Source organism: Pseudomonas sp. Seg1 (assembly GCF_018326005.1).
GTDB lineage: Bacteria > Pseudomonadota > Gammaproteobacteria > Pseudomonadales > Pseudomonadaceae > Aquipseudomonas.
Genome location: NZ_AP021903.1, coordinates 4,455,142 through 4,478,355 on the forward strand (window position 1 = coordinate 4,455,142; position 23,214 = coordinate 4,478,355).

At 59.5% G+C, this 23,214-nt stretch carries 17 protein-coding genes; 8 read left to right on the forward strand and 9 right to left on the reverse strand.

Going from position 1 to position 23,214, the window contains the following annotated elements; genetic code table 11:
• Positions 1-5: 5 nt before the first annotated feature.
• Positions 6-1,256 (reverse strand): lipoprotein-releasing ABC transporter permease subunit, encoded by a 1,251-nt coding sequence (locus KI231_RS19980; RefSeq protein ID WP_213026130.1) that lies wholly within the window; start codon positions 1,254-1,256, stop codon positions 6-8.
• A 94-nt stretch (positions 1,257-1,350) separates the two neighbouring features.
• Between KI231_RS19980 and KI231_RS19985 the strand changes: the two genes are divergently transcribed.
• Both KI231_RS19985 and KI231_RS19990 read left to right on the forward strand, forming a co-directional pair.
• Positions 1,351-1,932, forward strand: coding sequence for a PilZ domain-containing protein (locus KI231_RS19985; protein WP_016986736.1), 582 nt, complete (start codon positions 1,351-1,353; stop codon positions 1,930-1,932).
• A gap of 14 nt (positions 1,933-1,946) precedes the next feature.
• Positions 1,947-2,669, forward strand: a complete 723-nt coding sequence (locus tag KI231_RS19990; protein WP_025111067.1) for a glycerophosphodiester phosphodiesterase — start codon at positions 1,947-1,949, stop codon at positions 2,667-2,669.
• A 42-nt stretch (positions 2,670-2,711) separates the two neighbouring features.
• Here KI231_RS19990 and sthA read toward each other — a convergent pair whose 3' ends face one another.
• Positions 2,712-4,106: a Si-specific NAD(P)(+) transhydrogenase gene (sthA, locus tag KI231_RS19995; protein WP_103305077.1), complete on the reverse strand. Its 1,395-nt coding sequence runs from the start codon at positions 4,104-4,106 to the stop codon at positions 2,712-2,714.
• Between the two features lie 197 nt (positions 4,107-4,303).
• Positions 4,304-5,248, reverse strand: coding sequence for an FAD:protein FMN transferase (locus tag KI231_RS20000; RefSeq protein ID WP_249412063.1), 945 nt, complete (start codon positions 5,246-5,248; stop codon positions 4,304-4,306).
• Between the two features lie 177 nt (positions 5,249-5,425).
• Here KI231_RS20000 and KI231_RS20005 point away from each other — a divergent pair, with 177 nt between their 5' ends.
• The gene (locus KI231_RS20005) at positions 5,426-6,727 is read left to right on the forward strand and encodes an MFS transporter (protein WP_103305075.1); all 1,302 of its coding nucleotides are present in this window, start codon (positions 5,426-5,428) and stop codon (positions 6,725-6,727) included.
• A 181-nt stretch (positions 6,728-6,908) separates the two neighbouring features.
• Here KI231_RS20005 and KI231_RS20010 read toward each other — a convergent pair whose 3' ends face one another.
• Complete coding sequence (locus tag KI231_RS20010; RefSeq protein ID WP_213026131.1) at positions 6,909-8,372, reverse strand: glyceraldehyde-3-phosphate dehydrogenase; 1,464 nt, start codon at positions 8,370-8,372, stop codon at positions 6,909-6,911.
• Positions 8,373-8,726: 354 nt separating this feature from the next.
• On the opposite strand from KI231_RS20010, the gene mfd reads away from it, so the two are divergent.
• The 3 genes from mfd to KI231_RS20025 are packed head-to-tail and all read left to right on the forward strand — an operon-like array spanning position 8,727 to position 15,455.
• Positions 8,727-12,176 (forward strand): transcription-repair coupling factor, encoded by a 3,450-nt coding sequence (mfd, locus tag KI231_RS20015; protein ID WP_213026132.1) that lies wholly within the window; start codon positions 8,727-8,729, stop codon positions 12,174-12,176.
• Positions 12,177-12,186: 10 nt separating this feature from the next.
• The gene (locus tag KI231_RS20020) at positions 12,187-12,753 is read left to right on the forward strand and encodes a CsiV family protein (protein ID WP_213026133.1); all 567 of its coding nucleotides are present in this window, start codon (positions 12,187-12,189) and stop codon (positions 12,751-12,753) included.
• Positions 12,754-12,764: 11 nt separating this feature from the next.
• The gene (locus KI231_RS20025) at positions 12,765-15,455 is read left to right on the forward strand and encodes a DEAD/DEAH box helicase (protein WP_213026134.1); all 2,691 of its coding nucleotides are present in this window, start codon (positions 12,765-12,767) and stop codon (positions 15,453-15,455) included.
• Between the two features lie 149 nt (positions 15,456-15,604).
• Here the strand turns inward: KI231_RS20025 and KI231_RS20030 are convergent, their stop codons facing one another.
• The 4 genes from KI231_RS20030 to KI231_RS20045 form a co-directional block, all read right to left on the reverse strand.
• Positions 15,605-18,898, reverse strand: a complete 3,294-nt coding sequence (locus tag KI231_RS20030; protein WP_213026135.1) for a DEAD/DEAH box helicase — start codon at positions 18,896-18,898, stop codon at positions 15,605-15,607.
• Positions 18,899-18,907: 9 nt separating this feature from the next.
• On the reverse strand, positions 18,908-19,645 hold the full coding sequence (locus tag KI231_RS20035; RefSeq protein ID WP_213026136.1) for an S-methyl-5'-thioinosine phosphorylase: 738 nt from the start codon (positions 19,643-19,645) through the stop codon (positions 18,908-18,910).
• 12 nt (positions 19,646-19,657) lie between these two features.
• Positions 19,658-20,656, reverse strand: coding sequence for a beta-N-acetylhexosaminidase (gene nagZ / locus KI231_RS20040; RefSeq protein WP_177431424.1), 999 nt, complete (start codon positions 20,654-20,656; stop codon positions 19,658-19,660).
• A gap of 170 nt (positions 20,657-20,826) precedes the next feature.
• Complete coding sequence (locus KI231_RS20045) at positions 20,827-21,534, reverse strand: TetR/AcrR family transcriptional regulator (protein ID WP_007910473.1); 708 nt, start codon at positions 21,532-21,534, stop codon at positions 20,827-20,829.
• Positions 21,535-21,763: 229 nt separating this feature from the next.
• Here KI231_RS20045 and lexA point away from each other — a divergent pair, with 229 nt between their 5' ends.
• Together lexA and sulA are read left to right on the forward strand one after the other, a co-directional pair.
• On the forward strand, positions 21,764-22,372 hold the full coding sequence (lexA, locus tag KI231_RS20050; RefSeq protein ID WP_090284744.1) for a transcriptional repressor LexA: 609 nt from the start codon (positions 21,764-21,766) through the stop codon (positions 22,370-22,372).
• 10 nt (positions 22,373-22,382) lie between these two features.
• Positions 22,383-22,856: an SOS-induced cell division inhibitor SulA gene (gene sulA / locus KI231_RS20055; RefSeq protein ID WP_103305068.1), complete on the forward strand. Its 474-nt coding sequence runs from the start codon at positions 22,383-22,385 to the stop codon at positions 22,854-22,856.
• A 96-nt stretch (positions 22,857-22,952) separates the two neighbouring features.
• On the opposite strand, the gene KI231_RS20060 is transcribed toward sulA, so the two are convergent.
• Positions 22,953-23,186, reverse strand: a complete 234-nt coding sequence (locus KI231_RS20060) for a hypothetical protein (RefSeq protein WP_008082203.1) — start codon at positions 23,184-23,186, stop codon at positions 22,953-22,955.
• Positions 23,187-23,214: the final 28 nt, after the last annotated feature.

The following is a 23,214-nucleotide window of genomic DNA, read 5'->3' on the forward strand; positions in this document are numbered from 1 at the left end:
CCGACTCACTCATAACGTAGCGCCTCCGCCGGCTGGGTGCGCGCGGCACGCCAGGCGGGATACAGGGTGGCGAGGAAACTCAAGACCAACGCCGCGGCGCAGACCATTACGACATCCTGGCTCTGCACCTGCGACGGAAGATAATCAATGAAATACACGTCAGCATTAAGGAATTTGTGGCCGATCAGCCCTTCGAGGGCGGAAATCGCGGCGCTGACATTAAGCGCGGCGAAGATCCCGACCACTGCGCCAATCGCCGTGCCGACCACGCCGATGACCGTGCCCTGGACCATGAACGTGCGCATGATCGTGCCCGGTGTTGCGCCCAGTGTGCGCAGAATGGCGATGTCGCCTTTCTTGTCATTCACCACCATCACTAGTGTGGAAATGATGTTGAACGCCGCCACGGCAACAATCAGCAGCAACAGCAGGCCGATCATGGCTTTTTCCATGCGGATCGCCTGATACAGATTGCCGTGCGTGCGCGTCCAGTCGCGGGCGTAGTAATGGTCTTCGCCAAGCTGCTGGGCGATGTTCCATGCCACGCGCGGTGCCTGGAACAGATCGTCGAACTTCAGGCGAATGCCCTGCACCTGATCAGGCTTCCAGCGATGCATTTTCGCCAGATCCTGCAGGTTGGTAACGCCCAGATAACCATCGAGCTCGCCGGCACCGACATGGAAAATGCCGACCACGGTGAAGCGTTTCATGCGCGGGAACATCCCGGCCGGGGTCACGCTGACCTCCGGCGCGACGAAGGTGATCTTGTCACCGATGCCCACGCCGAGCTTGGTCGCGGCTTTATCGCCAATCACGATGCCGAAGCTGCCCGGCGTCAAATCGTCGAGTTTGCCCTGCTTCATGAAGTTGTCGATGATCGACACATTGCGCTCAAGCGCAGGGTCGATGGCGTTGAGCAACACCTTGGACACCTGACCGTTATTGGTCAGCAGCCCCTGCATTTGAGTGAACGGCGCAACCGCCGTCACCTGCGGGTTCTGCTTGACCTGGGTGGCCAGGCTTTGCCAATCGCTGATCGGCTCGGTGGATTCGATGGTCGCGTGGGGCACCATGCCCAGCACGCGGGTGCGCATCTCATGATCGAAGCCATTCATCACCGAGAGCACGACGATCATCACGACCACGCCAAGCGCGAGCCCGATCATCGAAGTCAGGGAAATGAATGACACAAAATGATTGCGACGCTTTGCACGGGTATAACGCGTGCCGATAAATACGAAGAGAGGTCTGAACATGTCGGGGCTTGTTCGGAGGGAAAAGGAACGTCCTTGTGGCGGGGGTCGATAACCAGCTTTACACTCAGACCACCGCCGCTACCATGGGTTCGCCATGTCGACATTAGATGAAGAAGATCGCCGCGAATACTACCGTATCGAGGACACGATCGCACTGGAAATTCGGCCCCTGTCCGCTCCCGAAGCCGCAGGCCAGGAAGTGTTGCAGGATGCTTCCCCGCTGTTCAACCTGCTCAGCGAACTGCACCTGAGCGAATTCGAGTCGCAGCACCTGCTGCGCCAGATCAGTGAACGCGACCGGGCCATCGCCGCGTTTCTGAAATCCCAGAACAAACGCATCGACCTGCTCAGTCAGGTGGTCGCCCTGACCGTGCTCGGCCATATCGGCGAGCCGCAACCGGTGATCATCTCCGAAGGCGGGATCGACTTTCAGTACCCGACGCCGATCGCCACGGGTGCACACCTGTCAGTGAAACTGGTGCTCATGCCGCAGGCACTGGGCCTGTTGCTGCGCGCCCGCGTCACCCATTGCGACCGCAAGGGCGAGGGTTATGACGTCGGTACCGAGTTCGAACACTTGACCGATGCCCAGCGCCAGTTGCTCGCCCGCTATATCTTGCAGAAGCAGGCCCAGGAACGACGTCTGGCCCGCGAACAGAACGAATCAGGCATTTAAATTAAGGAAGAACCGTGACCCTCATCTACGGCCACCGCGGCGCCAAGGGCGAAGCACCGGAAAATACCCTGAGCAGTTTTCAGGAATGTCTCAAGCACGGCGTGCGCCGTTGCGAACTCGATCTGCACCTGTCCAAGGACGGCGAGTTGATGGTCATTCACGACCCGACCCTCAAGCGCACCACCGACCGCCGTGGCAAAGTCGTCGAGCATACCGCAGCCGAACTGGTGACCTACGACGCACGCAAGGGCGGCCCGGGCTGGATCAAGCCCTGCCCGATTCCAACACTGGAGGAGTTGTTCGAGAAGTGTGATTTCGAGCACTGGCAGCTTGAAGTCAAAAGCGCTTCGCGTACTCGCGCTGCGACCACCGTGCTGGCGATTCGTGAAATGGCGCAGCGCCACGGCCTGCTGGACAAGGTGACGATCACGTCGAGTTCGCGGGAAGTCTTGAAAGCGGCGCTGGATCTGGTGCCGGATGTGTCACGGGGACTGGTGGCCGAATACGCCTGGCTCGACCCGTTGAAGGTCGCGGCAAGCTATGGCTGCGAAATTCTCGCGCTGAACTGGACGTTGTGTACGCCGGAACGCCTGCAGAAGGCGCAGCGTCAGGGGCTGCATGTGTCGGTTTGGACCGTCAACGAGCCTGCGCTGATGCGCAGACTCGCCGACTTCGGCGTTGACAGCCTGATTACAGACTTTCCCGGTTTGGCCACTGCCACCCTCGAGAATTGCTGAAATCGGTCTCCCCGGCCGGCTCAGGCCACCGGCCGGAGCCCGTCAAAAAAGCCGGTTGAGGCCGTCGTACGCCGCTACCCGATAGGCTTCGGCCATGGTCGGGTAGTTGAACGTGGTGTTGACGAAGTATTTCAGGGTGTTCAGTTCGCCCGGCTGGCTCATGATCGCCTGACCGATGTGGACGATCTCCGACGCCTGATAACCGAAGCAGTGAACGCCCAACACTTCCAGGGTTTCACGGTGGAACAGGATCTTCAGCATGCCTTGCGGCTCGCCGGCGATCTGCGCTCGCGCCATGCTCTTGAAGAACGCCTTGCCGACTTCGTACGGCACTTTGGCCTGGGTCAGTTCCTGCTCGTTCTTGCCGATCGAGCTGATCTCCGGAATGGTGTAGATGCCGGTCGGCACGTCATTCACAAAGCGCCAGCTACCGTTGTCGACGATGCTGCCAGCGGCCGAACGCCCCTGGTCGTGGGCGGCACTGGCCAGGCTCGGCCAGCCGATCACGTCGCCTGCGCCATAAATGTTCGGCACGCAGGTGCGGTAGTTCTCGTCGACTTCGATCTGACCGCGACTGTTGACCTTGACGCCGATGTTTTCCAGACCCAACTGATCGGTGTTACCGGTACGGCCGTTGCACCAGAGCAAGGCGTCAGCCTTGATCTTCTTGCCGGATTTCAGATGCAGGATCACGCCGTTGTCCACGCCTTCGACGCGATCGTAGTCTTCGTTATGGCGAACGGTGATGTTGTTGTTGCTGAAGTGGTAGCTCAAAGCCTGAGAGATTTCCGAGTCGAGGAAGCTCAGCAACTGACCACGGTTGTCCACCAGCTCAACCAGCACACCCAGACCGCTGAAGATCGAGGCGTATTCACAGCCAATTACGCCGGCGCCGTAAACGATCAGCTTACGCGGGGTGTGGCCGAGACTGAGGATGGTGTCGCTATCGTAGATGCGCGGGTGGTGGAAATCGATGTCAGCCGGACGATACGGGCGCGAGCCGGTGGCGATGATGATGTGCTTGGCCACCAGTTTTTCGACCACACCGTTGGCGCAGACCACTTCGATGGTTTGCTCGTCGGCGAAGCTGCCGGTGCCGAAGAACACGTCGACGCGGTTACGGGCGTAGTAGCCGGTACGCGAAGCGACTTGTTTGGAAATGACTTTCTCGGCGCTTTTCAACACGTCCGGGAAGGAGAACCAGCGTGGCTCGCCGATCGCCCGGAACATCGGATTGGTGTTGAACTGCATGATCTGCCGCACCGAGTGACGCAGTGCCTTGGACGGGATGGTGCCGAGGTGGGTGCAGTTGCCGCCGACCTGGCGACGGCTGTCGACCATCGCGACCTTGCGCCCTGCTTTGGCGGCGTTCATTGCCGCGCCTTCTCCCGCCGGGCCGGAACCCAGCACCACCACGTCGTAGTTGTAGACAGCCATGCGTACTCCTCAGAACAGGCCGCGGTGCCAGCAGCACCGGCGGCTAAATCACGCCGAACGGCGGCGCGAAGGAACAATTGGGGGTCAATCAAGAACCCGGACACAGTCTATAGAAGCGTCAACGCCGCGCACATTAACCCTTGGTCGCGTCGTAGGCTACTTTTGCCTGCACTACAACGCCAGCTTTCGTACTGTTCTCAGTCAATTTTTGCGCCACTGAGGCGCTCGAAAGCCTTGCTGGTGCGGACGACAAAACCTGTATCGGCACGAATTACAAAGAATGCACCAATGTCATGCTTTTCGGCATAGTCCCAAGCCCTTTCAGGCCCGAGAATCAGCAACAGCGTCGATAGTCCATCGGCCATCAACGCTGAAGGATGAATCACCGTGACTGACGCCAGGTTGTGTAGGACAGGTGCGCCACTACGCGCATCGAAGGTGTGGGAATAGCGCCGCCCGCCCTGCAGGAAATAGTGGCGGTAGTCGCCGGAGGTGGAAACGCCGTAGCCGTCGACATTAATCACCCGCTCGGCGACTTGCTGATCATCGCGAGGCTCTTCCAGGGCAATGCGCCACGGCGAGCCATCAAGCTTCTTGCCCTTGGCTTTCAGCTCACCCGTAGCTTCGGCGAGGTAATCGTGGATGCCCATGGCATCCAGCCTGGCGGCGATCGTGTCAACAGCGTAACCGGCGGCGACGCTGTTGAAGTCGACTTCGACAGCGGCGTCCTTGCACAGCTGATCGCCGTCGATGTGCAAATGCTGATGGCCGACTTCCTGCAACACCTCTGCCAGTGCGGCATCGCTCGGGACCTTTTCTTCGCGACCTTGTGGGCCAAAACCCCAGAGGTTCATCAGCGGCTCGACAGTGAGGTCGTAGGAACCTTCGCTTTGCTCTGACAGTTGCTCGCCCACGCGGATCAATTCGAGGATTGGCGCAGGCATGGTCTGACAGCGGCCAGCGGGCAATGCATTGAAGCGTTCGATGTCGGAGTCGCTGCGATAAGTAGACATCTGTCGGTCGACTTCGCCGAGGATGCCCTCCACTTCGCTGCGCACCTGCGCTGGCTCAGCAAGGCCTGCGTGGCGCACGTACTTGATCGAATACGTGCTGCCCATGGTCGGGCCTGCGAAGCTCTCCATTGAGTCGCCATTGCCGCAGCCGGCCAATATGCCAGCCAAAATCACAAGTCCAAACCACCGTCCAGTGAACAATTATTCATCTCCCTGCAAAACCGCGACGGCCATTATGGATTAAAGGGCCCGCTCGCTCCCAACGGATGCTACGCGTTTATAAAATCCAATAATGAGTAACTGAACATGTCCACCACCACGGGCAAAGGCAAAGCGATTTTCCGCGTTGTCAGCGGCAACTTCCTCGAAATGTTCGACTTCATGGTCTACGGCTTTTATGCCACGGCGATCGCCAAGACCTTCTTCCCGGCCGACAGTGCCTTCGCTTCGCTGATGCTTTCGCTCGCGACCTTCGGCGCCGGGTTTCTGATGCGTCCGCTGGGGGCTATTTTCCTCGGTGCCTACATTGACCGGCATGGTCGCCGCCAGGGCCTGATCATCACGCTGGCCCTGATGGCTGCCGGCACCGTGCTGATTGCCTGCGTTCCGGGATACGCCACACTCGGCGTCGCCGCGCCGCTGATCGTGTTGTTCGGCCGCTTGCTGCAAGGCTTCTCCGCTGGCGTCGAGTTGGGTGGTGTGTCGGTTTATCTGGCAGAAATCGCCACACCGGGGCGCAAGGGCTTTTTCGTCAGTTGGCAATCCGCGAGCCAACAAGCGGCGGTGGTCTTTGCCGGACTGCTGGGTGTTGCTCTCAACCATTGGCTGAGCCCGGAACAAATGGGTGACTGGGGCTGGCGTGTGCCGTTTCTGATCGGTTGCATGATCGTTCCGGTAATTTTCGTCATCCGCCGCTCACTGGAAGAAACCCCGGAATTCCAGGCACGCAAGCATCGCCCTACCCTGCGGGAAATCGTCCGTTCGATCGGACAGAACTTTGGCATCGTCATCGCCGGCATGGCGCTTGTGGTGATGACTACGGTGTCTTTTTACTTGATCACCGCATACACCCCGACGTTCGGCAAGGCTGAGCTGCACCTGTCGGATTTCGATGCGCTGCTGGTAACGGTGTGTATCGGCCTGTCGAACTTCTTCTGGCTGCCGGTAATGGGCTCGGTGTCCGACAAGATCGGCCGTAAACCCCTACTGCTCGCGGCTACGATTCTGGCGATTCTGACGGCCTACCCTGCCCTGTCGTGGCTGGTGGCCAACCCGAGTTTCAGTCATCTGCTGATCGTCGAACTGTGGCTGTCGTTCCTGTACGGCTCGTACAACGGCGCGATGGTCGTGGCGCTGACCGAGATCATGCCGGTGGAAGTGCGGACGACCGGGTTTTCGCTGGCCTACAGCCTGGCGACAGCGACGTTCGGCGGGTTTACGCCGGCAGCGTGCACTTATCTGATTCATGTGCTGGATAACAAGGCTGCGCCGGGGATCTGGCTCAGTGGTGCGGCGGTGTTGGGGTTGATTGCGACGCTGGTGTTGTTCCGGGGTAACAAACATGAGCTGCGCACGGCGCAAGCGGCTGTACCTGGCGGCGCCCGATAGGACGCCATCGCTGGCAAGCCAGCTCCCACAGGCTTCTTTGGTGTACACCACCTTTGTGAACGACCTAAACCACTGTGGGAGCTGGCTTGCCAGCGATGAGGCCGCAACAGGCAACAGATATTTACCAGGCATAAAAAAACGCCCCGACCAAGATCGGGGCGTTTTCATGTGCAGCTAAGGCTTAGCGCGGAAATGCAGGCGGGTTTACACCGGCCATGTCTTCCATTACGCGGATTACCTGGCAGCTGTAACCGAACTCGTTGTCGTACCAGACGTACAGAACAACGCGGTTGTCCTGAACGATGGTCGCTTCAGCGTCGACCACACCAGCGTGGCGCGAGCCAACGAAGTCGGTCGAAACCACTTCCTGCGAATTGACGAAGTCGATTTGCTTGTGCAGATCGGAGTGCAGCGCCATGTAGCGCAGGTACTCGTTCATCTCTTCACGGGTGGCGGCTTTCTCAAGGTTCAGGTTGAGAATGGCCATCGACACGTTTGGCGTCGGAACGCGGATCGCGTTACCGGTCAGCTTGCCAGCCAGTTCAGGCAGAGCCTTGGCAGCAGCAGTGGCAGCACCGGTCTCGGTGATTACCATGTTCAGCGCAGCGGAACGACCACGGCGATCGCCTTTGTGGAAGTTGTCGATCAGGTTCTGGTCGTTGGTGTACGAGTGAACGGTTTCGACGTGACCGTTGATGATGCCGAACTTGTCATTCACCGCTTTCAGCACCGGCACGATGGCGTTGGTGGTGCAGGAAGCGGCGGACACGATCTTGTCATCAGCGGTGATTTCACCGTGGTTGATGCCGTGAACGATGTTCTTCAGTTTGCCTTTGCCAGGCGCGGTCAGAACAACGCGGTCGATACCCGGGCACGCCAGGTGCTGACCCAGGCCATCAGCGTCACGCCATACACCGGTGTTGTCCACCAGCAGCGCGTCTTTGATGCCGTACTGGGTGTAATCCACCTCGGTCGGGTTCTTCGCGTAGATCACCTGGATCAGGTTACCGTTGGCGGTGATGGTGTTGTTTTCTTCGTCGATGGTGATGGTGCCGTTGAACGAACCATGTACCGAATCGCGACGCAGCAGGCTGGCGCGCTTGGTCAGGTCGTTGTCGGCGCCTTTGCGCACGACGATGGCACGCAGACGCAGACCGTCGCCACCACCGGTTTTCTCGATCAGGATGCGCGCCAGCAGACGGCCGATACGACCGAAACCGTACAGCACAACATCAGTGCCTTTGCGGGCCGAAGCGTTTTGCTGGCCAACCACGTCAGCCATTTCTTCACGAACGAATTGCTCGGCGGTGCGGCCATTGCCTTCGCTGCGGAATTTGAACGCCAACTTGCCCAGATCCACCGAAGCCGCGCCGAGCTTGAGCTCGCTCATGGCCTTGAGCAGTGGGAATGTTTCGTGGACGGAGAGTTCGCTGTCGTCGGCAGAACGATGGCGAGCAAAGCGATGAGCTTTGAGAATCGCGATGACAGACTGGTTGATCAGGCTGCGGCCATAGATCGAGCTCACCACGTTGTTATTGCGGTAGAGCTGACCGATAAGCGGAATCATCGCTTCTGCGAGTGCTTCACGGTCGATCCATTCACCAAGACACTGGTCGGGCTTCTGAGTCACGGGAACCTTCCACATGTAGGGGCAGAAAAAAGGGGCTACATTATGCCGCCCAGAACCTCTTGTAGCAATGCGCGCTTGTCGCGCAATCGGTAACAAAATTCCGTCACAAAAAATAACGCCGCTCTCCAGCCCAGTAAAACCGGGGCCTCCAGCACAGTCAATTTTTCGACAAGTGTTAGACGATGTCTGTAACCCTCCGTAACACCACTCGATTTCGGCACTACATAACCCTCAAAAAAGTGCTCTTTTTTATGGTTACCACTACATTTCGTGCAAACAGCGAAGATAGACACAGTCTGCAACTGACAGGCAGCATCGGACGCCGCTACAATTACCGACTTTGTCGCAACGCCTGGAGCTCAACCTTCCGTGCCTGTTCTGCGTCTACCGATTCTCCCTGCCGCGGCAGGTAAACAGCATTGGGGCAACTTGCCCGGTGCTGCCCTGAGCCTGGCGATTGCCGAGGCTGCCAGCGCTGCCAAGCGCTTCACCCTGCTACTGACCGCCGACAGCCAGAGTGCCGAACGGCTGGAACAGGAGCTGAGTTTCTTCGCCCCGGATTTGCCCGTTCTGCATTTCCCCGACTGGGAAACCCTGCCATACGACCTGTTTTCGCCGCACCAGGACATCATTTCCCAGCGCATCGCCAGCCTTTATAGACTGCCGGAGCTGGAACATGGCGTGCTGGTGGTGCCGATCACTACGGCCCTGCATCGACTGGCGCCGACCAAATTCCTGCTCGGCAGCAGTCTGGTGCTGGATGTCGGTCAGAAGCTCGACGTCGATCAGATGCGCACGCGGCTAGAAGCCAGCGGCTATCGCTACGTCGACACGGTGTACGAGCACGGCGAATTCACCGTGCGCGGGGCGCTGATCGACCTGTTCCCGATGGGCAGCAAACTGCCGTATCGCATCGACTTGTTCGACGACGAAATCGAAACCTTGCGCACCTTCGATCCGGAAAACCAGCGCTCCATCGACAAGGTTGATTCGGTCAAGCTGTTGCCGGCCCGTGAGTTCCCGCTGCAAAAAGATGCGGTCACCCGCTTCAAGGCGCGGTTCCGTGAGCGCTTCGACGTCGACTTCCGGCGCTGCCCGATCTTTCAGGACTTGAGCAGCGGCATCACGCCCGCCGGCATCGAGTACTACCTGCCGCTGTTTTTCGACGAAACCTCGACCCTGTTCGATTACCTGCCGCAGGACACGCAAGTGTTCTCGCTGCCAGGCATCGAGCAGGCGGCGGAAAACTTCTGGAACGACGTGCGCAATCGCTATGAGGAGCGCCGCGTCGATCCATCGCGCCCTCTATTGCCGCCAGCCGAATTGTTCCTGCCGGTGGAGGACTGCTTCGCCCGCCTGAAGAGCTGGCCGCGAGTGGTCGCCAGCCAGCAGGACGTGGAAACCGGCGTCGGTCGCGAACGCTTTCCGGCCCAGGCACTGCCGAATCTGGCCATCGAAGCCAAAGCCACTCAACCGCTGGCAGCGCTGTCGAACTTCCTTGATGAATTCCCCGGACGCGTGCTGTTCACCGCCGAATCGGCGGGGCGTCGCGAAGTCTTGCTGGAGCTGCTCGAACGCCTGAAGCTGCGACCAAAAACCGTCGACAGCTGGCCGGATTTCGTTGCGAGCAAGGATCGCCTGGCGATCACCATCGCGCCGCTCGATGAAGGCTTGATGCTGGACGATCCGGCGCTGGTGCTGGTCGCGGAAAGTCCGCTGTTCGGGCAACGCGTGATGCAGCGTCGCCGTCGTGAAAAGCGCGCGGATGCCAACAACGACGCGGTGATCAAGAACCTCACCGAGTTGCGTGAAGGCGCGCCGGTGGTGCATATCGACCACGGTGTCGGCCGCTACCTGGGCCTGACGATTCTGGAAATCGACAATCAGGCTGCCGAATTCCTTACTCTCGAATACGCCGAGAATGCCAAGCTCTACGTGCCGGTAGCCAACCTGCACTTGATCGCCCGCTACACCGGTAGCGACGATTCGCTGGCCCCGCTGCACCGTCTAGGCTCGGAAACCTGGCAGAAAGCCAAGCGCAAAGCCGCTGAACAGGTACGTGACGTCGCCGCTGAACTGCTCGACATCTATGCCCGCCGTGCAGCGCGCGAAGGTTACGCGTTCGCCGATCCGAAAGCCGATTACGCGACCTTCAGCGCCGGTTTCCCGTTCGAAGAAACGCCGGATCAGCAGTCGACCATCGAAGCCGTGCGCGAAGACATGCTCGCACCGAAACCGATGGATCGACTGGTCTGCGGCGACGTCGGTTTCGGCAAGACCGAAGTGGCCATGCGCGCGGCGTTCATCGCTGTGCATGGTGGTCGCCAAGTGGCGATTCTGGTACCGACCACCCTCCTCGCCCAGCAGCACTACAACAGCTTCCGCGATCGTTTCGCCGACTGGCCAGTGACCGTGGAAGTGATGAGCCGCTTCAAATCCGCCAAGGAAGTGAACGCTGCGATCGCCGATCTGGCGGAAGGCAAGATCGACATCGTTATCGGCACGCACAAGCTGCTGTCCGATGACGTCAAAATCAAAAACCTCGGCCTGGTGATCATCGACGAAGAACACCGTTTCGGTGTGCGCCAGAAAGAGCAGCTCAAGGCCCTGCGCAGCGAAGTCGACATTCTCACGCTGACTGCCACGCCGATTCCGCGCACGCTGAACATGGCGGTGTCGGGCATGCGTGACCTGTCGATCATCGCCACGCCGCCGGCGCGCCGCCTGTCGGTGCGCACCTTCGTCATGGAGCAGAACAAGAGCACGGTCAAAGAAGCTCTGCTGCGTGAACTGCTGCGCGGCGGCCAGGTTTATTACCTGCACAACGATGTGAAGACCATCGAGAAATGCGCCGCCGACCTCGCCGAACTGGTCCCGGAAGCGCGAATCGGCATCGGCCACGGGCAGATGCGCGAGCGCGAACTCGAACAGGTGATGAGCGACTTCTACCACAAGCGCTTCAACGTGCTGATCGCCTCGACCATCATCGAGACCGGCATCGACGTGCCGAGCGCCAACACCATCATCATCGAGCGCGCCGACAAGTTCGGCCTGGCGCAACTGCACCAGTTGCGCGGCCGTGTCGGCCGTAGTCACCACCAGGCTTACGCTTACCTGCTGACACCGCCACGCCAGCAAATCACCTCGGACGCGGAAAAACGTCTGGAGGCGATTGCCAACACCCAGGATCTCGGTGCCGGTTTCGTCCTGGCGACCAACGACCTGGAAATCCGTGGCGCCGGCGAATTGCTCGGCGATGGCCAGAGCGGGCAGATTCAAGCCGTGGGCTTCACGCTGTACATGGAAATGCTTGAACGTGCGGTGAAGTCGATCCGCAAGGGCGAGCAACCGAACCTTGATCAACCACTCGGCGGCGGCCCGGAAGTCAACCTGCGGGTGCCGGCGCTGATTCCGGAAGACTATCTGCCGGATGTGCATGCGCGGCTGATTCTGTACAAGCGCATCGCGTCGGCCACCGACGAGGAAGGTTTGAAGGATCTGCAAGTCGAGATGATCGACCGTTTCGGCCTGCTGCCGGAGCCGACCAAGAATCTGGTGCGCATCACGGCCTTGAAGTTGCAGGCCGAACAGCTGGGCATCAAGAAGGTCGACGGCGGCCCGCAGGGTGGACGCATCGAGTTCGCCGCGCAGACGCCGGTCGACCCGATGACCCTGATCAAACTGATCCAGAGTCAGCCGAAACGCTACAAATTCGAAGGCGCCACCATGTTCAAGTTCCAGGTGCCGATGGAGCGCCCGGAAGAGCGCTTTAATACTGTAGAGGCGCTGTTCGAGCGCCTCATCCCGAAAACTGCTTGAAGGACGCCGCATGCGCCTGTTTCGCTCACTGACCCTGCTACTCACTTTCGTAGCACCGATGGCGTTTGCCGATGACCTGTATCAGGTCGAAATGATTCTGGTCCGTCAGAACGCAGTTCCGGCCATTGTCAGCCGCGCTGCGCCGGAAGACTGGGCTGCCGGCGCTCAGCGCCTGGCCGATGACAGCCAGCGCACTCCGGCGCTGAACGACGTCGCCAACAAACTCACCGCCAGCGGCGAATACAGCGTGTTGCTGCATAAGGCCTGGCAACAGACCCTCGGCGAGGCACCGACCAAGGTGGCCGTCAGCGATGGCAAGGAACAGTTCGGCCAGTTCCCGATCGAGGGCACCCTGGAAATGAAACTCGGGCGCTTCACCGATGTGAATGCCGACTTCTGGGTGAACCAGATCGACGCCAACGGCATGGTCACCGCCAGCGAACGCCTGAAACAGGACAGCCACACCAAAAACGGTCAACTCAACTACCTCGATAACGGTCACCTGGCCCTGCTGATCAAGATCACTTCCCTGACGGCGCCTGCGCCACGGGAAGCGCCTGAAGCCATTCCGGACTGATCGAAGTCCTTATGTCCGCGCCCCTGAGTAAACCGTTGGCACCCTCCTGGGTCAGCCGATTCAAGGAACAGAGCCTGGAGCGTGGCCGCCGCTACGCCCTGGAAAACCGGGTACGCATCGCGCAAGTAGGCGATGCGACCATCACCGCCAGTTGCGAAGGCTCGGGCGGTAACGTCTACCGTCAGACCATTCACCTACGCGAGTCAGCCAAAGGCACTTTGCTGCTGGTCGACGCCGCCTGCACCTGCCCAGTTCGCACCAACTGCAAACATTGCGCAGCGGTATTGCTGCAAATCCAGGAAACCCTCGACTACCCCGCCGCCGCGAAAGACGCCGAACTGCTGGAAAAACTCCAGGCCGTACTGGAAAACCGCAGCCCGAAAGCGCCACCACAAGTGCTGGTGGACAACGTGCAGCCGGTGCCACGCCTGTGGCTGGCCAGTGTCGAGTTCAGCGCTTTCGAGCCGCGCAACGGCAAGATGCAGCGCTACATTCAACATCGCGCAGCGCTGTCGTTCAGCTATCTGGACGAATACGTCAGCGGGCAGAAGAACAGCGATATCCTGATTCGCCAGGAAACCCAGACACTGCGGATAAAACGCCATCCGGAAGTCGAACAGTCCTACCGGGAGCAGTTACGAATCCTCGGCTTCCGTATCGCCACCCGTCAGAGCAAGGCACTGCCGGAAAGTGCCGGCGAACTGTATGAGATGGTCAATGACAGCGCGTGGCTGACCTTTACCCTTAACGATTTGCCGAAGCTGCGCACCCATGGCTGGGAATTGCAGATCGATGAGGAATTCGGCTTTGATCTGACGGCGGTGGATGACTGGTACGCCACGGTCGAGCAGGCGCCGGAACGCGACTGGTTTGATCTGGAGCTGGGGATCATCGTCAACGGCGAGCGCTTGAGCCTGCTGCCGATCCTGCTCAACCTGATGCGTTCGCACGCAGAGATTCTCAACCCGGAACGCCTTGCGCGCCGCCGCGATGACGAGCTGATTCTGGTCAATATTCCGCAGCGCAACAGCGAGCACGGGCCGCTGCAAGTGGCGCTGCCACTCGGGCGATTGAAGCCGGTATTGGCAACTCTGGGCGAGTTCTACTTGCAGGAACCGGGTGAAACCACCCTGCGCCTGAGCAGGGCCGACGCAACGCGCCTTAACTCGCTGGAGGGCATTCCGCTGCTGTGGGAGGGCGGCGAGCAGATCCGCACATTTGCGCAACGTCTGCGCGACATCCGCGACTTCAGCACAGAAGCGCCAGAAGGCTTGAACGCGACGCTGCGCCCCTATCAGCTCGAAGGCTTGAGCTGGATGCAATCACTGCGACAACTGGAAGTCGGCGGGATTCTCGCGGACGACATGGGTCTGGGTAAAACCCTACAGACCCTGGCGCATATTCTCAGCGAGAAAAACGCCGGACGACTTGATCGGCCCTGCATGGTGGTGATGCCCACCAGCCTGATTCCGAATTGGCTCGATGAAGCAGCGCATTTTACGCCGCAGTTGAAAGTGGTCGCGCTATACGGCGCCAGCCGCAAAAAGCACTTCGACAATCTGGCTGATTTTGATCTGATCCTCACCACCTACGCTTTGCTGCCCAAGGATGTCGAGCGTCTGGCGCAACAGCCGCTGCACGTACTGGTGCTGGACGAAGCGCAATACATCAAGAATCCGAACAGCAAAGCGGCGCAGGCAGCCCGCGAACTGAATGCCCGCCAGCGCCTGTGCCTGAGCGGTACACCGCTGGAAAACCACCTCGGTGAATTGTGGTCGCTGTTCCACTTCCTGCTGCCAGGCTGGCTCGGTGACGTCAAAAGCTTCAACGCCGATTACCGTGTGCCCATCGAAAAGCGCGGCAGCGAAGTCAGACTTCAGCACCTCAATGGTCGGATAAAACCGTTTCTGCTGCGCCGCACCAAGGAACAGGTTGCGACTGAACTGCCGCCGAAGACGGAAATCATCCACTGGGTCGATCTCAACGAAGCCCAGCGCGATGTGTACGAAACCATGCGCCTGGCGATGGACAAGAAAGTCCGCGACGAGATCACCCGCAAAGGCGTGGCGCGCAGTCAGATCATCATTCTCGAAGCCTTGCTGAAGCTGCGTCAGGTTTGCTGTGATTTGCGCCTGGTCAACGACGCCACGCTGCCCGCCCGCGGCAGCACGTCGGGCAAGCTCGATAGCTTGATGGAAATGCTGGAAGAATTGTTCGAGGAAGGTCGGCGGATTCTGCTGTTTTCGCAGTTCACGTCGATGCTGTCACTGATCGAAAACGAGCTGAAAAAACGCAATGTCGCCTACGCACTGTTGACGGGCCAGACCCGTGATCGGCGCACACCGGTGAAGGAATTCCAGAGCGGCAAGCGTCAGATCTTTCTGATCAGTCTGAAGGCTGGCGGTGTCGGCCTGAACCTGACCGAAGCGGATACCGTGATTCACTACGACCCGTGGTGGAATCCGGCGACCGAGAATCAGGCGACGGACCGTGCGTATCGGATCGGCCAGGAGAAGCCGGTTTTCGTCTACAAGATGATTGCCCGAGGCACGGTGGAAGAGAAGATTCAGCATCTGCAAAGGGAAAAGTCCGACCTCGCAGCCGGCGTGCTGGACGGGCGCAAGGCTGGAGACTGGAAGCTGCAGAACGACGATATCGAAGCATTGTTTGCACCGTTGCCGGATAAGCTCGACAAGCGCTGAGATCTGCTTTTTCAGATAAATAGCCATCGCAGGCAAGCCAGCTCCCACAGTGATTTAGGGTTGAACACTATTTTGTGAACAATACGAAACCTGTGGGAGCTGGCTTGCCAGCAATGGGGCCATCCGATACTGCCCTCCGATTTAGGCTATCACTCCCTGGAACCAGGTAATGGCGCAAACAGTGCTTCGATATCACTCTGCTCCAGCTTCCAGCCGCCCGTCGTTCCGCCCTCAAGCACCGCTCCGGCCAACGCCGCTTTCTCCTGTTGCAGCGCCTGTATTTTTTCCTCCACCGTGCCGCGAGCGATCAGCTTGTAAACGAACACCGGGTTGTTTTGCCCGATTCGATACGCCCGATCAGTGGCCTGATTTTCCACCGCCGGATTCCACCAAGGGTCGAAGTGAATCACCGTGTCCGCAGCGGTCAGGTTCAAACCGGTACCTCCGGCCTTCAAACTGATCAGAAACAGCGGCACCTTGCCGCCCTGAAAATCCTTCACCGGCGTGCGTCGATCCGTGGTTTCGCCGGTCAGCAGCGAATAGCCAATGTCACGTTGCTGCAATTCTTCCTCGATCAAGGCGAGCATCGAGGTGAACTGCGAAAACAACAGGATCCGGCGACCTTCGCTGAGCAGCTCGTCAAGCATTTCCATCAAGCTGACCAACTTGCCACTGCCGGAGCGCAGCGCCTTCGCCGTCAGCGGCATGTTGATCAGGCGCAAGTCGCAACAGACCTGACGCAGCTTGAGCAATGCATCAAGAATGATGATCTGACTGCGCGCCACGCCACTGCGGGCAATTTCGTCGCGCACTTTTTTGTCCATCGCCACACGAACGGTTTCATAGACGTCGCGCTGGCCGTCGCTGAGATCGACCCAATGGACAATTTCGGTTTTCGGTGGCAATTCAGTGGCGACCTGATCCTTTTTGCGGCGCAGCAAAAACGGCTTGATGCGCGCTGTCAGGTGCTGCATGCGCTGAACATTGCCGTGCTTCTCGATTGGCGTGCGGTAATCGCGATTGAAGGACTTGCTGTCGCCGAGCCAACCGGGCATGAGGAAATGAAACTGCGACCAAAGCTCGCCCAAGTGGTTTTCCAATGGCGTGCCGCTCAGGCACAAGCGCTGGCGGGCCTGCAAGTCGCGCGCGGCCTGCGCGGCTTTGCTGAGCGGGTTCTTGATGTTCTGCGCTTCGTCGAGAATCAGCACGCTCCACGTCTGCGGCTGCAAGACCTCCAGATCCCTCGGCAACAACGCGTAAGTGGTCAGTACCAAATCGTACTCAGCCAGATCAGCGAAATCCTTTTGCCGCCCCGAGCCGTGCAGCGCCAATACTTTCAACTGGGGGGTGAAACGCTCGGCCTCGTCGAGCCAGTTGGGAATAAGGCTGGTCGGCATCACCGCCAGTGCCGGGCAATCGAGGCGTCCGGCGTGTTTTTCCGTGAGCAGATGCGCCAAGGTTTGCAGCGTTTTGCCCAGACCCATGTCATCGCCCAGAATGCCGCCTACTTCAAGCTCGCGTAGGGTTTGCATCCAGTTCAGACCTTCGAGCTGATACGGGCGCAGTTGCGCGTTAAGGCCGGCCGGCGCAGCGACGTGGGTGTGACTGGCGTTCTGCAGGCGCTTGGCAAAGGTGCGCAGCCGCTCGCCACCCTGCCAATCCAGCGGTACGCCATCGAGCATACTCAAGCGCGCGGCGTCCGGGACACTCAAGCGCAGTGCATCGCCCTGATGACCGCCCAGGTACAACTCGCCCAGCGTGGCCATCAGCGGTTTGACCCGACTCAGCGGCAGCGCGACCTTGGCGCCCGATGGGTCGCCAAAACCGCTGGGCTTCAGTTCGATCAGGAGTTTTTCGTCATCGCTGCGTTGTGCCAGATTGACCGGGTCAAGCAAGCGCGGCTGGGTGCGCAACAAGTGCAGAAGGATCGGTAGCAAACTGTAGCGCTGGCCATTGACGACAATACCCAACTGCAAATCAAACCACTGATGGCCAGCCTCTTCCTCGACCTCGGCGTACCAATGCTCGACTGGCTGCACATTGAAATGAAAGCCGGGACTGATCTCGACTTCCCAGTTCAAGGCGCACAGCGTGGCAAGCCCTTCGTGCATAAACCCGAGCCAGGCGGAATCATCCGGCAACGTGAACATCTCGCCGGGACGATCCAGCGAACTCTTGCGGGTGGCTTTCTTGAAGCCGTGCTTTTGCAGAATCTGGCGCAGTTTCTTTTCCACCGCAGGCTGGCGTTGAATGCGCTGGGTTTCGGTACCGTTGAGGATCATTACTTCCGGGTTGCGATCCACCGTCGGCTGGCCGTTGTAGGTAAACACCAGAGCGGCGCGGTGCTCAAGAACGTATTCCCAGCGCGAGCGCTCCCGACCGCTGACGAGGGTGAGTTGCGGCTGCGGAAGTACGTCGTCGATGACTCGTTCGGTCAGTTGGTGGGGCGGCGGGATTCTCGTTGCGGCGCTCATGCGATGACTGAACTGCATGGCCTGACGCGCCGGAATGTCAGGCGCCAGAGTCAAATGACTGGCCAGTTTTTCTTCCAGCTCATTGAACAGAGGGCCAATCTGCCGCTGTTCACGATCCAGGTAATAAAGCGGCTCCAGCGCCAGCACGGTTTCCTGCGCTGCCTCGGCACTGCTCCACTGCGCGCGGAACCCGCCGTCGGCCTGCTCGGCCCAGGCGAACTGGCCTATGCGTTTCGCGCCCGGCACCAACGGTCGCAGATCCACGAAATCGAGGAAAAGCCGCGAGGTGCGCAGGAGCATTTCCAGCAGTTCGGCACCGCTGCTGCCTTCCAGCGGATAGCCGCTGTAATAGGCGTGGTGCGAGTGCATGGCAACCAGCAGCCTGGCGACGCGCAGATCCAGCTCGGACAGGTAGCCGGGCTGACGCGTGAGCATTTCCGCTAGCGAATACATCGGTTTGACTTCGCGTAACTCGCCGCTCTTAAGCTGGGAGACCTTGAAAATATCGAGCAGCCACTTGCCGCTCACTGACGTTGGCTTGAGCTTGTAAAACAGGCGCGTGCCTGCGGTTTGCGCGCCTTCTTCAGCGGGCTTGGCCGGCACGGGGATGGTCGAAAGCCAATGTTCCAGCGCCCGCCCCAACTGGATCTGTGCGTCATTTTCAGACGCCTCATGATCACTGCCCTGCAGGTGATAAAGCACCGCAGCGCAGTGCTTGCAGTCGATTGCGACAGGACAGGTGCACAGGCAACGCAAGTTGACGGAACCCCGCCGATCTTCGGACAGGTAAATGGTTTGTTCATACGCCTGATCTTCCGAGCCGACGCAGAATGCCTCGATCTTCCTGTCATCGATCTCGATGATCTCTACCCGATCACCGGCGGCATAAGCCCGAGCCTTGACCAGGGCATTGCTAGTGAATGCCCGAGCCCAGGCCAACGACTTAAGCTGTTCGATGAGAATGCTCATGGGCAGTCCCTAGTCAGCCAGCACCCGCGCCAACGTCGACTTCACCTTGCCCATTCCGTCATGCAACGCCTGCTCGATTTCGGCCATGGTGATCACTTCCGTGGTCTTGCCCGCTGCCGGATTCACCACCAGCGCCAGACACGCATAATCCAGATCCAGCTCTCGGGCCAGCGCTGCTTCCGGCATGCCGGTCATGCCGACGATGTCGCAGCCATCTCGTTCCAGACGCATGATTTCGGCGACCGTTTCCAGGCGTGGGCCCTGGGTGCAGGCATATACGCCCTGATCGCTGTAGTCGCAGCCTTCAGCAGCCACGGCGGCGATCAACTGCTGACGCAGCGGCTCGCTGTAGGGAAAGCTGAAGTCGATGTGAGTGACGTGTTCCAGATCATCGGCGAAATAGGTGTGCTCGCGACCGCTGGTGTAGTCGACGATCTGATGTGGCACGCAAAAATGCCCGGTGCCCATGGCTGAGTGAATGCCACCGACGGCATTCACCGCGATGATCGCTTCGGCGCCGGCCTGCTTCAACGCCCACAGGTTGGCGCGGTAGTTGACCTTGTGCGGCGGGAAGCGATGCGGGTGACCGTGACGGGCGAGGAACAGCACTTCCTTGCCGGCGTATTCGCCAATCTGCACTTCGGCGGAGGGTGCGCCATAAGGCGTATCTACCGCCAGCGATTGGCGAATGCTCAAGCCCTCAAGTTGAGTCAGGCCGGTGCCACCGATGATTGCGTAAACCGTCATAGCGAAAAATCCTTAATCAATCAGTTGAGCGTCTTTGAGCGCGCCGATGGCGGTGAGCCAGCGCGGATCCTGACGGTAATCGGTGCTGGCAAACGACTGGCCGCGCATCCGCGCGATACGCGCAGACGGCTTGACTTTCATGCGTTGCACGGCGCTCAGGGCCAGTTCGGCAGCGGCGCGGTCGTTGCACACCAGGCCCATATCGCAACCGGCGCTGAGCGCCGCCTCGATGCGGCTGGCAGCATCGCCGACCACATGGGCGCCAGCCATCGACAGGTCATCGCTGAAGATCACACCGTCAAACTGCAATTCGCCGCGCAGGATGTCCTGTAACCAGCGCCGGGAGAAGCCGGCTGGCTGCGAATCGACTTGCGGGTAAATGACGTGAGCCGGCATGACGGCGGCCAGTTGCTTGCTGAGCCTGGCGAACGGCACGAGGTCGTTGGCGCGGATCTCTTCGAGACTGCGCTCGTCGTTGGGGATGGCGACGTGGGAATCGGCCTCGGCCCAGCCATGACCCGGGAAGTGCTTGCCGGTGGCAGCCATTCCTGCGCTGTTCATGCCGCGAATGAACGCCCCGGCGAGCAGCGCGGCACGTTCGGGATCGCCCTCAAATGAACGGGTGCCGACCACGGCGCTACGCTGGTAATCGAGATCCAGCACAGGTGCGAAGCTCAGATCGAGCCCGACTGCCAGCACTTCGGTGGCCATGATCCAGCCACATTGCTCGGCCAGATACTCGGCATTCGGATTGTCGGCGATGGCGCGCATGGCCGGCAGACGTACAAAGCCCTGACGCAGACGCTGCACGCGACCGCCCTCTTGATCCACCGCCAGCAGCAAGTCCGGGCGAACCGCGCGGATCGCCGCGCTCAGCTCACGCACCTGGCGTGGGTGCTCGATGTTGCGGGCAAAAATGATCAGGCCACCCACTTCGGGCTGACGCAACAATTGGCGATCTTCAGCCGTCAGCCAGGTACCGGCGACGTCCACCATCAACGAGCCTTGCAGGCCAGCAGTCATAGAGATTCCTTGAAAACTAAAAACCCGATCCGCACGAAATCGCCACCGAGGGCGGTGCCCGGCAGGTCGGCGATATCGATGGAGAACGGGTTCAGAACGAGAGTCGGCATGGGCGGCTAGCTTAGCGGATACAAGCTGCCGCGCCCACCCGTGCGCGGTTAAACCTTGGCGGCTACCGGCGTTGACTTGCTGCGGGGCCGCAGTTGCGCAGTCGCCATGGCCGCATCAGTGACACCAGTTTCGGCTCGCATGCCCGCAGCGAGGAACGGCACCATCAGGCGCATGACCTGCTCAATGGAGGTGTTGACGCCGAAATCGGTCTCGGCAATCGCACGCAAGGCCTTGATGCCGGACATGCTGAACGCTGCGGCGCCGAGCATGAAATGCACGCGCCAGAACAATTCGATAGGAGGAATGCGGGGTGCCGCTTCGTTGACCAGCAGCATGTAACGGCGGAACACCTTGCCGTACATGTCTTCCAGATAACGGCGCAAGTGGCCCTGGCTCTGGCTGAACGCGAGGCCCAGCAAGCGCATGAAAATCGACAGATCGTTGCCGCTGCGTGGTTGAACCACGAGGGCCTGTTCGACGAGGATTTCCAGCAGTTCTTCCAGAGTCGGCTTGTTTTCAGGCTTGGCCTGACGGCGCTCCAGCTCTTTGTCGAGGCTGATGCAGAACGGCCCGAGGAACCGCGAAAAAACCGCCTGAATCAGCGCTTTCTTGGAGCCGAAGTGATAGTTAACCGCTGCCAGGTTGACGCCAGCCTTGCTGGTGATCAAACGCAATGAGGTTTCAGCGAAACCTTTCTCCGCGAACAACTGCTCGGCAGCATCAAGAATGCGTTCAACGGTTTCCGACTGGGCCATGGCTACTCCGCCTGACAAACACTTGTTTGAAACATACGTTTCAGCCTGTGCGTTGTCAAGCCTGCCGGTTCGTTTTGGGAATGGTCGGTCAGCTATTTAACCACACAAGGTCAACGCATTAATAAGCCGATAGGTCGACCGTCCGGCGGCGTGCAAAAAAACGAGCATTGCCAAGACCGCTTCACTGTATATAATCCCAGTCACTGTATAAAAAGACAGAGCGATCATTATGCTAAAGCTGACGCCACGCCAAGCCGAGATTCTGGCCTTCATCAAACGTTGCCTCGAAGACAACGGCTACCCGCCAACCCGCGCGGAAATCGCTCAGGAGCTGGGTTTCAAGTCGCCCAACGCGGCGGAAGAACACCTCAAGGCACTGGCCCGCAAGGGCGCCATCGAAATGACCCCTGGCGCTTCTCGCGGCATTCGCATCCCCGGCTTTGAAGCCAAGCCCGACGACTCTACCCTGCCAATCATTGGCCGGGTCGCTGCCGGTGCACCGATCCTCGCCCAGCAGCACATCGAGGAATCCTGCAACATCAATCCAGCGTTCTTCCACCCTCGCGCCGACTACCTGCTGCGCGTGCACGGCATGAGCATGAAGGACATCGGCATTTTCGACGGCGACCTGCTCGCTGTTCATACCACTCGCGAAGCACGTAATGGTCAGGTTGTCGTCGCCCGTATCGGCGATGAAGTGACCGTCAAACGCTTCAAGCGTGAAGGTAGCAAAGTCTGGCTGATTGCCGAAAACCCTGAGTTCGCCCCTATCGAAGTCGACCTGAAAGATCAGGAACTGGTGATCGAAGGCTTGAGTGTCGGCGTAATCCGCCGCTAAAGGAGGCTTTATGCAGTTCCCACACACCCCTCAGCAAACACAACTGCCTTTATTCGAAGCGTTTCTGGCGCAACCGATGGCGCCGATCCTGAAAGATGTGGTCGAACGCCCCTGGAATGCCGAACCTGAAGTATTCAGTGAGCTGTCACTGCGCGGTGCGACCGGGAACTGTTTGAACCTGCTGGCCCCGATCCTTCGTGAATTGAGCGACGATCAGGACGCACGCTGGCTGACACTGATCGCGCCGCCTGCCAGCCTGACCCAATCGTGGCTGCGCGATGCTGGCCTTAACCGCGAACGCATTTTGCTGCTGCAACCGCGAGGCATTCAAAGCGCTCAGCAACTCGCTTGCGAAGCCTTGCGACTGGGTCGCAGCCACACAGTGGTCACCTGGCTAAACCCGTTGAACACAAGTTCACGGCAACAACTGATCAGCGCTGCACGCATGGGCGACGCTCAAAGCCTGAACATTCGATTGGGTTGATCACAAGTTAAGCGCGCTGTGTGAAGCGCAGGGCTTCTCCAAGGACAGAGAAGCCGATCTGAAGCGGTCTCGACAAGAACCTGAAGCAGCCGGGAATCAATGAAGAACCCGCGGCCCCTCTTCTTTATCGAACTCACCCTCGATCATCCGGCCTGCCATCTGCACGCCGACGCTCAGCATCGCCTTGGCGATTTCCACATGCTGACCCTGCAGGAATGTCTTGGCATCCTCGGAGAAATCCAGAGTCACCAGAGAACCCTCGTCCTCAGCCCTGCGCAGTTCGATTCGGCCGTCGGGTAACTCGACAATTTCTAGAAAGGACGTTGGCATATAGGTCTGTTCTCCACGAAAGGCAGGG

Bases quoted from the DNA above. Each gene is read 5' to 3' on its own strand.
- KI231_RS19980 (WP_213026130.1), bottom strand. From the start codon at position 1,256: ATGTTCAGACCTCTCTTCGTATTTATCGGCACGCGTTATACCCGTGCA.
- KI231_RS19985 (WP_016986736.1), top strand. From the start codon at position 1,351: ATGTCGACATTAGATGAAGAAGATCGCCGCGAATACTACCGTATCGAG.
- sthA (WP_103305077.1), bottom strand. From the start codon at position 4,106: ATGGCTGTCTACAACTACGACGTGGTGGTGCTGGGTTCCGGCCCGGCG.
- KI231_RS20000 (WP_249412063.1), bottom strand. From the start codon at position 5,248: ATGGAGAGCTTCGCAGGCCCGACCATGGGCAGCACGTATTCGATCAAG.
- KI231_RS20005 (WP_103305075.1), top strand. From the start codon at position 5,426: ATGTCCACCACCACGGGCAAAGGCAAAGCGATTTTCCGCGTTGTCAGC.
- KI231_RS20010 (WP_213026131.1), bottom strand. From the start codon at position 8,372: ATGTGGAAGGTTCCCGTGACTCAGAAGCCCGACCAGTGTCTTGGTGAA.
- KI231_RS20020 (WP_213026133.1), top strand. From the start codon at position 12,187: ATGCGCCTGTTTCGCTCACTGACCCTGCTACTCACTTTCGTAGCACCG.
- KI231_RS20025 (WP_213026134.1), top strand. From the start codon at position 12,765: ATGTCCGCGCCCCTGAGTAAACCGTTGGCACCCTCCTGGGTCAGCCGA.
- KI231_RS20030 (WP_213026135.1), bottom strand. From the start codon at position 18,898: ATGAGCATTCTCATCGAACAGCTTAAGTCGTTGGCCTGGGCTCGGGCA.
- KI231_RS20035 (WP_213026136.1), bottom strand. From the start codon at position 19,645: ATGACGGTTTACGCAATCATCGGTGGCACCGGCCTGACTCAACTTGAG.
- KI231_RS20045 (WP_007910473.1), bottom strand. From the start codon at position 21,534: ATGGCCCAGTCGGAAACCGTTGAACGCATTCTTGATGCTGCCGAGCAG.
- lexA (WP_090284744.1), top strand. From the start codon at position 21,764: ATGCTAAAGCTGACGCCACGCCAAGCCGAGATTCTGGCCTTCATCAAA.
- sulA (WP_103305068.1), top strand. From the start codon at position 22,383: ATGCAGTTCCCACACACCCCTCAGCAAACACAACTGCCTTTATTCGAA.
- KI231_RS20060 (WP_008082203.1), bottom strand. From the start codon at position 23,186: ATGCCAACGTCCTTTCTAGAAATTGTCGAGTTACCCGACGGCCGAATC.